The sequence below is a fragment of the Microbacterium sp. WCS2018Hpa-23 genome (assembly GCF_031843845.1).
In the GTDB taxonomy this organism is placed as follows: Bacteria; Actinomycetota; Actinomycetes; order Actinomycetales; family Microbacteriaceae; genus Microbacterium.
Genome location: NZ_JAVTIZ010000002.1, coordinates 147266 through 160783 on the forward strand (window position 1 = coordinate 147266; position 13518 = coordinate 160783).

A 13518-nucleotide genomic window follows, 5' to 3' on the forward strand; every position below is an offset into this window, starting at 1 on the left:
CCTAGGAAAGCTGGGTAGCAAGCTCATCATTAGGCTCTCCCTAACAGAAGCGGGTGCGAATCCGAATTGCCAAGAGGGTCTCGTACACCCACTCTGGGTGTTAGAGATCGCACCTTGCGGCGATCCGACGACACCGAAGTCCACGCACGCATCGATCACAGGAGATCCAGATGTCTCGATTCACCACAGCTCGCGGGAGCGCCGCGATCGCAGCTATCGCTGTGTCAGCTCTCGCGCTGACAGCCTGCACAGGCGCCGGCGGCGGGGGAAACGCCGACGGCGCGCCCGACACCGCGAAGCTCACGATCTCGACCAACTCCGACCTCGCGGCATTCGGCTACGACCCCATTCGCTACGGTACGGGCCAGCGCATGTTCTTCGAGGGCATCTACGACTCCCTGTTCGTTCTCGATCAGGAGGGCAAGGTCGTGCCGCAGCTCGTCACCTCGTTCGAGTACAACGAGGACAGCACCCAGTTGACACTGGATCTCGACACGAGCGCGACCTTCAGTGATGGCATCGCTCTGAGCGCCGAGCTGGTAAAGCAGAATCTCGATGCCCGCGGAAACTCCGACCTGTCTGGCTACTCCGCGTTCGCCGTAGGCGGGCAGAACGAGATCACCGATGTCACAGTTGTGGACGAAGATACCGTCACGCTCACCTTTCCCGCGCCCAAGCCCGGGTTCGAGGCCAACCTCAGCTCGCCGGCGGGAATGATCGTCGGACCTGCGGGAGTCGCAGACCGGAGCAGCTTGGATTCCACGCCCGACGGCTCTGGCCCGCTCACGATCGACGGCTCTGCGACGATCAAGGGCAACAGCTACCTGCTCGTCAAGAAGGACGAGAATCCTCAGCTGGACGACTACGCGTTCGACTCCTACGAGTTCCGACCGATCGTCGATCCCCAGGCCCGCGCCAATGCGGTGATCTCGGGTGAGGTCGACCTCGCATTGATTGCCGCGGACACTCAGGCCCAGGTCGAGTCCGCCGGGGTCGGACTCTCGACGAACGGCGGCACCATTCAGAACCTCATCCCCTGGGACAAGGTCGGCGCCACCGCACCCCAGTGGAGCGATCCGAGGGTGTTCCAGGCGCTGTCGATGGCGATTGATCGCGAGCAGTTCGTCGCCTCGGTGCACCCCGGCGAAGTAGCGACCGCTAACGCGTTGCCTGAGGAAAGCCCGGGGTTCCTCCCCGAGCTCAATGAGGAATACGCCTACGACCCGGAGGCAGCGAAGGAGCTGCTGGAGGAGGCCGGGTACCCGGATGGGTTCACGTTCGACTTCACGATCGGCCCGGAGAGCCAGCGCGACATGGAAGCGATCCAGGTGTACTGGGCGGAGATCGGCGTGACTGTCAACCTCAAGAATGCTTCCTCGACCGAAGAGATCTTCGGCGCCGTGCAGACCGAGGGCATCGGTGGTCCCATCCCCTTCCAGTGGACGAACCCTGTGGGCCCGGTCTTCGGCGCGCTCTTCGGATTCGCGAACTTCCACGGTGCCGAGAACGCTGACATTCAGGCGGCAGCCGGCGCCTACGGCGCCGCTGGAGATGACGGAGCGGCTCAGAAGACCGCCCTCCAGGATCTCAACCGAGCGATCGTCGACACAGGATGGCTCATCCCGCTGTATGAGCAGATCGCGCCGTGGGGATACAAGACGTCGAAGGTCGATGCGCCGACGTTCCCGGGCGCCGAGGTCTATCCGATCCTCGCCTCCCTCCAGCCTGCTTCCTGACCAACCCCCAGATACCGATGCCGACGGGGAACCGTCGGCATCGGTATCGCAAGGAGTGATGATGCTCGTCTTCATACTGAAGCGCGTCGCCTGGGCGATCCTGACGCTGCTGATCGCCTCGTGGATCGCGTTCCTGCTTGTTCATCTCTCCGGGTCCACGCCCGGTGGTGTGGCACTGGGGCAGGGGGGTACGCCAGAACAGGTCGCGGCCTACAACGAGCGGATCGGATGGAACGATCCGTGGGTCCAGCAGTTCGGTGCCTGGGTCGGCCAGGTACTCCGTGGCGACCTCGGCGTATCGTTGATCGACGGCCGTTCCATCGGCGATGACATCGCGAAGCGGCTGCCCGTCACCGCGGCTCTCGCTTTCTTCGGCACCCTCTTGAGCTCTGGTATCGGTATCGTCCTCGGCGTCACCGCAGCCGTACGCGGGGGTGCGGTCGATCGCGGAATCACGGCACTCTCAGGCGTGCTCCTCTCTGTTCCCGCGTTCTGGATCGGTGTTCTCCTGGTCTATGTCTTCGCAGCCCAGCTGCGGCTGCTCCCCGCCACCGGGTTCGTTCCACTTGAGACGAACCCTGAGGCCTGGGTCAGATCGCTCATACTTCCGGTGCTGACGATCGCGATCACCTCCGCAGCGGGCATCGCGCGGCAGACGCGAGCGTCGATGTCGGAGACACTCACGCAGGAGCACATGCGCACGCTTCGTGCCATCGGAACCCCGACGACGCGGATCATCTACGTCCATGCTCTACGAGGAGCGAGTCTCCCCATCATCGCGAGCGTAGCCATCCAGTTCATCGTGCTTTTCGGAGGGTCGGTCATCATCGAGGTGCTCTTCGCGCTGCCTGGTATCGGTCAGGCGCTGCAGTCAGCGACAGGATCAGCCGATCTGCCCTTCGTGCAGGCGCTCGTCCTGGTAGCGACTCTCGTCGTCGTCATCGTCAATCTGGGCCTGGAGATTCTCAACCGGACCCTCGACCCGAAGCTGCGTGCATCATGACCGTCTCCACTACTTCCATCGTGCGCCCGCGTCGCACGGAACGCCGACTGGGCAATCGGATCTTCCGCTCGCCCACCGCGGTGATCTCGCTCATCTGGTTGGTCGGTCTCGTGATCGCGTCAGTGACCGCGCCACTCTGGTTGAGGTATGGCCCGCTCGAACAGGATCTGTCCGTCGTCCTGCAGGGGCCATCCTCTTCGCACCTGCTCGGAACCGACGAACTCGGCCGTGATCTTCTGGCTCGTCTCATCAGCGCGGCGGCCCCGACGATCTTCATCGCTCTGATCGTGCCCATCGTCGCCATCGGCGTGACCGTTCCCCTCACGCTGTGGGCGTCGCGGAGCAGACGGGCGGAAGCAGCGATGGACAGGATCACCGAGATCGTCCTCTCCCTGCCGGGTACCGTGATCATCCTCGCGTTCATCGCGGCGTTCGGCGCGAACATGCCGATTCTCATGGTGATTTTCGGTCTGCTCATCACCGGCGCGATCTACAAGGTGCTTTTCGGGCAGTCCAAGTCGCTCCACAGGCAGCTCTTCGTCGAGGCCGCGGCCGTCGACGGCGTGCGTCCGATGATCGCGAGCCTTCGACACGTCCTGCCCAACATGTCCACGACGGTCATCGTGCAGTTCGTTCTGCTGTTCGGTGTCGGTATCGGGGTGCAGGCGGGCCTGGCTTTCATCGGATTCGGCCCTCAGCCGCCCGAGCCGACCTGGGGTGGGATGATCCAGACCGCTTCGCGCTTCATCTTCCAGCAGCCGTGGATGATGGTGCCCACCGGGGTGATGCTGTCGCTGACGATCATCGCCGCGAACTCCCTTGCTGATGTGCTCGCTGGCGGTACCGCTGTACCGCCGCCGTTGGTCGCCCTGCGTCGCAAGAAGAGCAAGACGACTGCCACGTCGGTCGAGAACGCTCCCAGGAGTCATACGGCTGAGGCGGAGCAGGGTGGCCTGGTCGTTCAGGACCTTGTCATCGGAGTTGATAAGGATGGACCCGCGCTCGTCACAGGTGTCTCCTTGCATGTTCGCAAAGGTTCGGTCATGGGCCTTGTCGGTGAGTCGGGCTGTGGCAAGAGCGTCACCTCCTATGCCCTTCTGGGCCTCCTTTCTCCCGGTCTTTCTGTTCGCTCGGGGAGCATCGGCTGGAACGGCGCTGATCTCACACAGGCCACCGAGAAGACGCTGCAGCGCGTGCGCGGTCACGAGATCGCATTCATCTCGCAGGAGCCCACTCGGGCACTCGATCCGATGTTCACTGTTCGGTCGCAACTGACTACCGCGATCAAACGATTGCGTCGGGTGGGTGGAGCCGAGGCACAGCGCATTGCTGCTGGACTCCTCGAGGATGTGGGGATCATCGACGTTCCGCGAGTGCTCAAGAGCTATCCGCATCAGCTCTCAGGCGGTATGGCGCAGCGCGTAGCCATTGCGCTCGCGTTGTCGGGCACACCGAGCCTTCTCATCGCGGACGAGCCCACCACCGCCCTCGATGTGACGATCCAGGCAGAGATCCTAGACCTGTTGCGCGGGCTCGTCGCCGAGCGGGGGATGTCGATCATCCTCGTGACGCATGACCTCGGCGTGGTCGCTGATATCTGCGATGACGTCTCGGTGATGTATGCGGGGGAGATCGTCGAGACCGGTTCGGTGCGCGACGTTCTCATGCGCCCCGAGCATCCGTACACGATGGCTCTGCTCGCGGCTGACCCGCACACAGCCGCCGACCTCGACAACATGACGAGTCTGGCCTCGATTCCAGGACAGGTTCCCCTGCCCGGATCATGGACGACTGGTTGCCGTTTCGCTCCGCGCTGCCGATTCGCGACGGACATCTGTCTCACGACCGTACAACTGGATCCGCGCGCGGCTGGCGACGGCGGAGTGCGCTGTGCGCGCCGTGACGAAGTACGTGGTCGGCAAGACGAGTGGCGACTGCCGATCACGATGGGAGAACAGCGATGACCACCTCAGAATCATCATCCGATCGCGCCACGACGGGAGTCCCCCCGCTGCTGGAGGTGCGCAATCTCGTCGTGAGGTATGGAAGGACCGGACCCGCGGCGGTAGATGACGTGTCGTTCACTATCGCGCGCGGCGAGACTCTCGGGCTCGTCGGGGAGTCAGGCTCGGGGAAGACGACGATCGGGCGGGCCATTCTCGGCCTTCAGCCTGTGACGAGCGGCGAGATCTGGTTCGACGGAAAGGACATCACGCGGGCGAGTGTCGCGGAGCGCCGTGCTTTGCAAGGTGACCTGCGCGCGGTGTTCCAGGATCCGTTCTCCTCGCTCAACCCGCGCCGCCATATCGGCGACTCGCTGGCCGAGCCCCTGAAAGTATCGGGCGTGCCGGGTCCGGAGCGAAGTGTGCGTGTCGACGAGGCGCTTGCCTCCGTCGGGCTACCAGACGGTTCGGCCGAACGTTACCCGCGTCAGTTCTCGGGTGGGCAGCGGCAACGTGTCGCCATCGCTCGTGCGCTCGTCACCGATCCGCGACTCGTGGTCTGTGACGAAGCCGTCAGCGCCCTTGACCTCTCGACGCAAGCGCAGATCCTCAACCTGCTCGCTGAACTGCGCAGGGGCGCAGACCTCGGGTACCTGTTCATCGCGCACGATATGGCTGTCGTCGAGTTCCTCGCCCAGCGCATCCTGGTGCTCAACAGAGGGCGCGTGGTGGAGCAGGGGACGACAGCCGAAGTCCTGGGCAACCCGCAGGACAGCTATACGCGGGTTCTCATCGCCGCCTCCCCTGTACCCGATCCGGATGAGCAGGCTCGGCGGCGGGAGGCATGGCAGCGGTTGCGCGCCGAGATGAAGGCCGCTGCGGCCGCGGCTGTTCCGCGTGTCACGAACGGAGTGTGATCAGTTCACCCTGAGCGGTGACAGCTCTCGCGCAACGGTGCGGAAGGTCTCGACGGCGGGGTCTCTTGAGTCTTTGAGGCTCAGGAGGTGCACGCGTGCCGAGGGGATGTCGTGGATTCGGACGAACGACAGCTCCTCGCGTCGGTAGTGATGCGAGGCTGATTCGCCCGCGATGTTGACTCCAGCGCCCGCCGCCACGAGTTCGAGAAGCCCCTCGATACTGTCCGCCGTAGGACCTCGTCGGGGATGGGAGCCGTCCGCTCGAGGGTCCACGACCCACCAGTTCACGACATCGGTCGGGCCTGAGCCCACGGTGACGAAAAGCTCATCGTTCGTTTCCTCGATCGAGATCGATCCTCGATGCGCGAGAGGGTGATCCGTACGGACCACGAGTACTCGAGGTTCTTCCCACATCGGCTCTGAGCGCACGCGCGGCGGAGCGGGAACGGGGGGCGCGAAGGCGACGTCGACGCGGCCGGCATCCAGCTCATCGAACACCTCGAAGAACCCCATCCGGCGCATCTCGATTCGGGCGCTCGGCAGGCGCTGCAGTGTCTCCGAGATCACGGCAGCAGTCAACGTGCCTGCGCCAGCGGCGACGACGCCCACCCGGAGCACGGGCGACACCGCTTGACGCTGGACCGAGCGGCCCCAGCTGAGCAGTTGATCATGATCGTCCTGAACCCTCCGAGCGAAGGGCAACAGGGCATCTCCGTGAACCGTGAGCTCGACCCGGCGAGGAGTGCGATCGAAGAGCTTGATGCCCAACTGCTGCTCGAGTCGGCTGATCTGCTGGCTCAAGGACGGAGGCGTGATGTTGAGTCGATCAGCCGCGCGACCGAAGTGCAGCTCTTCAGCGAGCGTGCAGAAATACCGGATCACCTGGATGGATACGTCCATGTCGCCATCTTAGCCACAGGCTAACGCCGAGTAGGAAGCTCGAACTTCCTTCTTCTCCGCAATCTCTTGAGACTGGAGTGGTCTGGAACCAGGACTCGAAACTGTTCGAGGGTTCCCTCTGCCTAACGGCACGCACCGCCGCGAGACCAATTGCTCACAAGGAGGTAAGCATGACCACTTTCCCGAACGACGATCCCGACAAGGTCGCCTACGCCGGAATTCTGCCGGCAGGACCCACGCCGTTCGTGCTCGGCAACGGCGAGGGAGAGAAGTCGCTCGTCTTCGACCAGCTCTTCACGATCCTGCTCTCGGCTGATGAGACAGAGGATCAGTACGGCGCGTTCACGATGGTCGGCAACGCAGGACGGCGGATTCCGGCGCACCGTCACTTCAAGACCCATGAGATCTTCTATGTGGTCGATGGCGAGATCACCGTGTGGATGGACGACGAAGCTGACTATCACTCGAAGACCACGCTGGTGACGGGTGACTTCGCATACGTGCCCGCCGGGATCGTGCATGCCTTTCAGATCCACAACACTACGAAGGTGTTCGGCGTCGGAACCGCCGGCTTCGAGCGCTTCTTCCACGCCATGGGGCAGCAGACTGATGCCACAGAACCGAACGGCGTCTACGTGCCCGACTTCTCGGTGATGCGCGCGGCGGGCGAGAAGTACTCGACGCAGTTCATGCCCGAGTTCGAGTTCCGCGACTGAGCGGTGCTCTCCTTCGCCGAGGTCGATGTCGCGCAGCCGGACGGATTTCGTCCTCTGTCGATCGACCTGAGAACGCCGGACGTCGGTGGCGCGCCCGTCATCGTGTTTCTTCACGGTGGCGGATGGTGCCGCGGGAGTCGCAAGGTGTTCACGCCGGGCATGTCGGATGCCGAGTCGTTCGAACTCATCGTGGCGGCGGGCTACGCTGTGGCGTCCTGCGAGTATCGGCTGAGCGGTGAGGCGCGCTTTCCCGCCCAACTCGATGACGTCGACGCGGCAATCGACTGGCTCCACACCCATGGCGCAGAGTACGGCGTTGACCCGACAAGAGTCGTCCTGTGGGGCGTCTCCGCCGGCGCGACGCTCGCCTCCCTCGTCGGTCTTCGACGATCCGATGTCCGGGGTGTCGTCGACTGGTTCGGCCCGGCGGATATCGCGGCCATGGCGGATCACGAGACGCGTGAGGTCCCGGACCATACGCGCGAAGCACAGTGGATCGGTGGCCGCGCCGCTGAGCGACCCGAGGCAGCTCGCGCGGCCAGCCCACTGTCGCAGGTGCACAGGAAAGCCCCTCCGTTCCACATCTCGCACGGAACCGCCGACGCGCTGGTGCCCTTTGCGCAGAGCGAGGTGTTCGCCGAAGCTCTCCGCGCCGCCGACGTTGACGTCGAACTCGTGCCGGTCGAGGGCGGCGGCCACTTCTGGCGCAACGTGTCCGACACTCGTCCCCTCTTCGACGCGGCTCTGCAGTTCGTGCACCGCGTCATGCGCTGAACCGTTCGAAAGGATCTCTCATGATCTCTGCGCACATGATCGCCCCGCTGTACTCCGTCGAGCCAGCGCCGCTCTTGCGTCACGAGTTCTCGCTCGACGTGGGCCACGGCGCGGTCGTCCGCGCGACCCTTCGTGTGAGCGCACTCGGCGTGATCGAAGCCTGGGTGGGGGGCAGGCCGTCGTCTGATGAACTACTGGTGCCGGGGTGGACCAGCTACGAATGGCGTGTGCGGGTGGTCGAGCACGATGTGACGACGGCTGTGTCGGCGCGCACCGTACTCGGCCTGCGCCTCGGCAACGGCTGGTACCGCGGGTATCTGGGCTTCACCGGTGATCGCGCGCTTTACGGAGAGGAGCGTGCCGGGTATGCAGAGCTGACGATCCTGTTCGAGGACGGGCACGTGCAGGCCGTGGTCACAGACGAATCCTGGCGATCGTCGACGGGCGAGGTCCTGGCGGACGATCTATACAACGGAGAGACGATCGATGCTCGGCTGTCGAATGATTCGTGGTTGCACCCCGGGTTCGACGACAGCGATTGGGGCGCTGTGCGGATCGTCGACGTCGACGAAGACCTTCTTGTCGAACGCAAATCGCCACCGGTGGTGCGCCAGGGCGAGTGTGCAGTAGACCGTGTATGGAAGTCACCGACAGGTAAGACGCTGGTCGATTTCGGTCAGAACCTGGTCGGATTTCTCCGGGTGCGAGTATCTGGGCCCGCCGGAACCGCTGTGACGATCCGGCATGCCGAGGTCATCGAGCACGACGAGCTCGGCACGCGTCCGCTGCGCCGAGCAGAGGCGACGGATCGTTTCATCCTGAGCGGCGGCGACGATGTCTTCGAGCCGACGCTCACTTTTCACGGGTTCCGCTATGCCGAGGTGACGGGATGGCCGGGCGAACTCGATCCCACGGCACTCACTGCAGTGGTCGTGTCGACCGAGATCCGCCAGATCGGTACGTTCGCGTGCTCTGATCCGGATCTGAGCCAGCTGCACAGCAACGTGCGGTGGGGCATGCGCGGCAACTTCCTCAGCGTGCCCACCGACTGCCCGCAACGTGATGAGCGACTCGGATGGACCGGCGATCTTGCAGTCTTCGCACCCACCGCAGCGTTCCTCGGCGACGTCGAGGGGTTTCTGGCCGACTGGCTCGTCGACACCGAACTCGAGCGCCGCGCTGCCCCCTTGGGTACTGTGCCGGTCGTTGTCCCCGACGCGCTGAAGTACCTCGATACGGGATTCCCGCCTCCGGGAGCGACGGCTGTGTGGGGAGACGCTGCTGTCTGGGTGCCGTGGGCGCTGTGGACCGCGTACGGCAATGAGCAGACGCTTCGAGACGCCTACCCGCTCATGTCCGCGCACACACGTTCTGTTGCGGCATCGCTCTCGCCTGCAGGGCTCTGGGACTCGGGCTTCCAGTTCGGCGACTGGCTGGATCCGGACGCTCCGGCGGACAACCCCGGACTCGCGAAGGCGCCGTCCGGCGTCGTCGCGACCGCGAGCGCCTATCGCACGGCCACGCTCATGGCCGAAGCGTCCGCACTCTTGGGTGAGCAGCAGGATGCCGAGGAGTTCGCCGCTCTCAGCGATCGAATCGGCGAGGCGTTCCGTGCACACTACGTCGAGGATGGGCGGGTGCGCAGTGACAGCGTGACCGCCTACGCCCTTGCGCTGGGATTCGGCATCCTCGATGGGGCCGATCGGAGGCGCGCCGGAGACCGGCTCGCGGAACTCGTGCGCGACGCGGGCCACCGCATCAGCACGGGCTTCGCGGGGACGCCGTTCGTGTGTGACGCGCTCGCAGCCACGGGACACCTGGAGGACGCGTACGCTCTTCTGCTGCAGCGCAAGGCGCCGTCATGGCTCTACGCGGTCACGATGGGCGCGACCACGATTTGGGAACGCTGGGATTCGATGCTGCCCGACGGTTCGATCAATCCGGGTGATATGACGAGCTTCAATCACTACGCGTTCGGAGCGGTCGCCGACTGGATGCATCGGTCGGTCGCCGGGATCGCACCCCTCGAACCGGGCTATCGGCGGATACTGTTCGCGCCGCAGCCCGGTGGCGGACTTACCTGGGCCGAAGCGAGCCTCGACACTCGACACGGCAGGGCCTCGGTGCGCTGGGACATCGAAGGTTCCGAGTTGCGGGTCGAGATCTCAGTGCCCGATGGAACCGATGCCGTTCTGCGGATTCCTGGGCTTGAGGATGAATCGGTTGGAGCCGGCACCCACACGCGGCGAGCCGACGTGCTCAGGTCGAACGAAGGAGGCGGGAGATGAGATCCGCAGTCTTCCGAATCTTCTCGAGGAGCGGACCCCGAAGCGAGTCCAGGTCATGACGCGTCGACGCGACGGCGATGTTGATCGCGGCGGCCGGTCGCGCCGCGTCCGGTCCGAAAACGGGGACCGACACCGAACGCAAACCGGCAGCGACTTCTTGATCCTGCAGCGAGTACCCCTGGTCGCGGATCGTCGAGAGTCTCTCGCGAAGGTCATCGAGCGACGTGGCGGCGTTGGGGCCCGCGTGCGAAGCGAAGTCGTGACCCTGGAGAGCCGACGTCAGCTCCGCTTCACTCAGATACGCGAGCAGGAGCTTGCCCATCGAGGTATACGCGGCCGGCAATGTAGACCCCACCTGGATGTTCGCGGTCACGAGGTCCGAGTTCCTCAACCGAGCAAGGTAGAGCACTCGATCCCCGACGAGGACGCCCAGATTCACGGTCTCGCCGGATTCTTCGGCCAGATGACGCAGCGGCTGCTCGCTGAGTTGCACGATGCTCGAGCCGCGCAATGCAGCGGACCCGAGCTGGAGCACTGCGATACCGGGGCGGATGCTTCCGTCCGAGGAGCGCTCGAGGTAGCCGCCCTCCTCGAGGGTCGCGACGACCCGAAACGCCGTCGGCATAGGGATCCCGGTGCGGTCGCAGATCTCGCGAAGTTTCAGAGAAGTCGTCGACTCATCGAAGAGGCGGAGGACGTCGAGTCCTTTCGCGAGGGCCTCGATGCGATAGCGACTGCCAGTCTTGGGCGCGACGTCTGTCGCCGGAGTGATTTCAGCTTTCATCGTGTGAAACCGTACCACTCATCCGACGCGGAACACTCGCAGTTGCAAGGCCAGGGTGGAGTAATAGCCGACAAGGGCGATCGCTTCGAAGATTCCGTCAGTGCCGAGCACGCGGGATGCTTCGGTCCACTGCTCGTCGGAGAGGTCTCCATCAAGGAGGGCGATGACGACGCGAGCCACGATTGCCTCCTCCTGCGTGAAGGAAGAGATGTCCGCCATCCGGAGCGAGGCGAGCTCGCTCTCGCTGAAGCCGATCGCCCGGGCGACGGCTTCGTGGGATTCTCGCTCGAATGCGCTGTCCCGTCGTGCCGCCACGAGGAGGATCGCCAGTTCGCGAGCGCGATCGGAGAACGCCGAGCGATAGCGGATCGCAGCACCGAGCGCTTGCTGCGCGGTTCCGATGGCGGGAGAACGCAGCATCAGATCGAACGGGCCGCGCAGGGATCCGTCCCCGGCGGTGAGCGCGAAGTGCTGAGGTCCTCGAGCACGCGCGCCGCCCGTGATCTCGTCGTACAGCGTGCGCTGCTCCGGGGTGAGGTGCTCGGGGAGAAGCGGAGGGATGCGATGCGTCATGAGATGCCCCTTCTGAGGGGTTGCGGAGTGCTAAGTTCGACATCAGTATTCAATCAGCGAAATATGCTTTCGACAAGTAAAAGTGTTAACTCAAGGAAGAGCCCATGCCTGAAGTAACGAATCACACCCTCCACGCCCACGGCTTCGATTTCGGAGTTCGGGTGTACCCCGCCAACGATCCCGATGGCTCGGTTCTCGTCTGGCTGCACGGTGGTGCTTTCCTGTGGGGGACGATCGACATGCCGGAGTCTGATGAGGTGGCGAAGCAGGTGAGAGCGGCCGGGACCACTGTGGTCGCAGTCGACTACACCCTCGGCCCGGTCGAGGGGCTGCCGCCGCTCCCCCCGCGAGAAGACGGCGAGACGGGGCCGGACCCCGAGCAGGTCGCCGCGGAGATCGCCGCGGCAGGGCCGCGTTCGCCCTATCCGACGGCATCGCTGCAGACGGTCGAGGCGCATCGTTGGGCGCGCGAGAACGCCTCCCGCTGGGGAGGCGACCCGAAGCGGGTCTCGCTCGGTGGGGCGAGCGCCGGCGCCAACCTGTCGGCCGGAGCCGCCGTGCGACTTCGTGATGCCGGTGATGGGCTGCCGGATTCGCTCCTGCTGATCTACCCGGTGCTGCATGAGACGGTGCCGCCGATGGATGCTGAGCTTGCTGGCTTCTTGGAGTCGCTTCCCGGCGGGGGTGGGCTCCCGGCGGAGGCGGGTCGGGCGATCAATGAGATCTACTTCGGTGCTGTATCACCCACGGAGGTGTACGCACACCCTGGTGGGCACGACATGCGTGGGATGCCCCGAACGTTGATCGTGACCGCCGAGCATGACAGTCTGCGCCCGTCGGGTGAGGCCTTCGCTGCCGACCTCGCTCTCGGTGGCGTGGATGTGACGCTCCTGAAGGAGCCCGCGGCACAGCACGGCTACCTGAACGAGATCGCGGACCCCACCGCGGCTCACACCATCGGCCTCATGATCCGGACGATGGCCGATTGACTCGCATGCACGAATGCGTTACGTTCACAGAACGAAAGCAGCTTTCGCCCAATGAACTTTGCTCACGAATCGCAAGGAGGCTCTGATGCCGATCGAGACGACGAATGATGCATCCGTGCAGACGGATTGGCTGGGGTTGAACGGAGCCCGAGTGCTGATCGCCGGTGCGGGCGGAATCGGCGGCGCCTGCGCTGTCGCATATGCCGAAGCCGGGGCGTCCATCGCCATCGTCGACCGCGACCAGCGCGCGCTCGACATGATCGGCGTCGAACTCACCGCTCTGGGCGTGAGGCACCAGCTGCTGCAGGCAGACCTCACCGTGCACGGCGAGGGTGCGCGCGTCGTGACGGAAGCGATCGCCGTTCTCGGCGGCCTCGACGTGCTGTTGCACGCGGTGGGAATCAACGATCGTCGCCCCATTCTCGAGTTCACCGAGGATGAATGGGACCGCATCCTGCAGGTCAACCTGTCGTCGGTCTTCGGGCTCGCGCAGGCGGCGGGTCGTCACATGGTCGCCCAGAGGTTCGGGCGCATCCTCGCGCTCTCCAGCGTCTCCGGACTGCTCGCTCATCATTCACACGGGCCCTACGCGGCCTCGAAAGGCGGCATCAATCAGCTGCTGCGTGTGATGGCGCGCGAGTGGGCTGTTTCCGGGGTGACCGTCAACGCACTCGCACCCGGCTATATCGAGACGCCGCTGACCGCAGGAGAACTCGCCAAACCGGGCAAGCGTGAGGATCTCGAGAGCCTCGTCCCCGCAGGCCGCCTCGGCACACCCGATGAGCTCACCGGCCCCGCGCTGTTCCTGTCATCCCGCCACGCCGGGTTCATCACCGGCCACGTGATGTACATCGACGGTGGTCGCACTCTTGTCTGAATCCACGAAGGAGAACAA

General features: G+C 64.6%; 12 protein-coding genes. 9 read left to right on the plus strand and 3 right to left on the minus strand.

Annotated features, from left to right (window positions below; genetic code table 11):
- Window positions 1-170 precede the first annotated feature (170 nt).
- From RQG77_RS04265 to RQG77_RS04280, 4 genes are all read left to right on the plus strand, one after another.
- Complete coding sequence (locus RQG77_RS04265) at window positions 171-1736, plus strand: ABC transporter substrate-binding protein (RefSeq protein WP_311243587.1); 1566 nt, start codon at window positions 171-173, stop codon at window positions 1734-1736.
- A 61-nt stretch (window positions 1737-1797) separates the two neighbouring features.
- Window positions 1798-2739 (plus strand): ABC transporter permease, encoded by a 942-nt coding sequence (locus RQG77_RS04270; protein ID WP_311243588.1) that lies wholly within the window; start codon window positions 1798-1800, stop codon window positions 2737-2739.
- Entirely contained in the window at window positions 2736-4703 is a 1968-nt protein-coding gene (locus RQG77_RS04275) for a dipeptide/oligopeptide/nickel ABC transporter permease/ATP-binding protein (RefSeq protein ID WP_311243589.1), read from the plus strand. Before RQG77_RS04270 ends, RQG77_RS04275 begins: the two co-directional genes overlap by 4 nt.
- 56 nt (window positions 4704-4759) lie before the next feature.
- Window positions 4760-5599: an ATP-binding cassette domain-containing protein gene (locus RQG77_RS04280; RefSeq protein ID WP_311243590.1), complete on the plus strand. Its 840-nt coding sequence runs from the start codon at window positions 4760-4762 to the stop codon at window positions 5597-5599.
- Here RQG77_RS04280 and RQG77_RS04285 read toward each other — a convergent pair whose 3' ends face one another.
- On the minus strand, window positions 5600-6499 hold the full coding sequence (locus tag RQG77_RS04285) for a LysR family transcriptional regulator (protein WP_311243591.1): 900 nt from the start codon (window positions 6497-6499) through the stop codon (window positions 5600-5602).
- A gap of 170 nt (window positions 6500-6669) precedes the next feature.
- Here RQG77_RS04285 and RQG77_RS04290 point away from each other — a divergent pair, with 170 nt between their 5' ends.
- From RQG77_RS04290 to RQG77_RS04300, 3 genes are read left to right on the plus strand one after another with little or no spacing between them, the layout of a single operon-like run.
- Window positions 6670-7215 carry a quercetin 2,3-dioxygenase gene (locus RQG77_RS04290; protein ID WP_311243592.1) on the plus strand — a complete coding sequence of 182 codons (546 nt, stop codon included), beginning with the start codon at window positions 6670-6672 and terminating at the stop codon, window positions 7213-7215.
- Between the two features lie 3 nt (window positions 7216-7218).
- Window positions 7219-7989, plus strand: coding sequence for an alpha/beta hydrolase (locus RQG77_RS04295; protein WP_311243593.1), 771 nt, complete (start codon window positions 7219-7221; stop codon window positions 7987-7989).
- Between the two features lie 20 nt (window positions 7990-8009).
- Window positions 8010-10277 (plus strand): family 78 glycoside hydrolase catalytic domain, encoded by a 2268-nt coding sequence (locus RQG77_RS04300; RefSeq protein ID WP_311243594.1) that lies wholly within the window; start codon window positions 8010-8012, stop codon window positions 10275-10277.
- Here RQG77_RS04300 and RQG77_RS04305 read toward each other — a convergent pair.
- Window positions 10249-11061, minus strand: a complete 813-nt coding sequence (locus RQG77_RS04305) for an IclR family transcriptional regulator (protein WP_311243595.1) — start codon at window positions 11059-11061, stop codon at window positions 10249-10251. The genes RQG77_RS04300 and RQG77_RS04305 overlap by 29 nt on opposite strands.
- 18 nt (window positions 11062-11079) lie before the next feature.
- The gene (locus RQG77_RS04310) at window positions 11080-11634 is read right to left on the minus strand and encodes a carboxymuconolactone decarboxylase family protein (protein WP_311243596.1); all 555 of its coding nucleotides are present in this window, start codon (window positions 11632-11634) and stop codon (window positions 11080-11082) included.
- Between the two features lie 104 nt (window positions 11635-11738).
- Between RQG77_RS04310 and RQG77_RS04315 the strand changes: the two genes are divergently transcribed.
- Window positions 11739-12623 carry an alpha/beta hydrolase fold domain-containing protein gene (locus tag RQG77_RS04315; RefSeq protein ID WP_311243597.1) on the plus strand — a complete coding sequence of 295 codons (885 nt, stop codon included), beginning with the start codon at window positions 11739-11741 and terminating at the stop codon, window positions 12621-12623.
- Window positions 12624-12708: 85 nt separating this feature from the next.
- Window positions 12709-13500, plus strand: coding sequence for an SDR family oxidoreductase (locus tag RQG77_RS04320; RefSeq protein ID WP_311243598.1), 792 nt, complete (start codon window positions 12709-12711; stop codon window positions 13498-13500).
- The last annotated feature ends 18 nt before the right edge of the window (window positions 13501-13518 follow it).

Bases quoted from the DNA above. Each gene is read 5' to 3' on its own strand.
- RQG77_RS04265 (WP_311243587.1), top strand. From the start codon at position 171: ATGTCTCGATTCACCACAGCTCGCGGGAGCGCCGCGATCGCAGCTATC.
- RQG77_RS04270 (WP_311243588.1), top strand. From the start codon at position 1,798: ATGCTCGTCTTCATACTGAAGCGCGTCGCCTGGGCGATCCTGACGCTG.
- RQG77_RS04275 (WP_311243589.1), top strand. From the start codon at position 2,736: ATGACCGTCTCCACTACTTCCATCGTGCGCCCGCGTCGCACGGAACGC.
- RQG77_RS04285 (WP_311243591.1), bottom strand. From the start codon at position 6,499: ATGGACGTATCCATCCAGGTGATCCGGTATTTCTGCACGCTCGCTGAA.
- RQG77_RS04290 (WP_311243592.1), top strand. From the start codon at position 6,670: ATGACCACTTTCCCGAACGACGATCCCGACAAGGTCGCCTACGCCGGA.
- RQG77_RS04300 (WP_311243594.1), top strand. From the start codon at position 8,010: ATGATCTCTGCGCACATGATCGCCCCGCTGTACTCCGTCGAGCCAGCG.
- RQG77_RS04305 (WP_311243595.1), bottom strand. From the start codon at position 11,061: ATGAAAGCTGAAATCACTCCGGCGACAGACGTCGCGCCCAAGACTGGC.
- RQG77_RS04310 (WP_311243596.1), bottom strand. From the start codon at position 11,634: ATGACGCATCGCATCCCTCCGCTTCTCCCCGAGCACCTCACCCCGGAG.
- RQG77_RS04315 (WP_311243597.1), top strand. From the start codon at position 11,739: ATGCCTGAAGTAACGAATCACACCCTCCACGCCCACGGCTTCGATTTC.
- RQG77_RS04320 (WP_311243598.1), top strand. From the start codon at position 12,709: ATGCCGATCGAGACGACGAATGATGCATCCGTGCAGACGGATTGGCTG.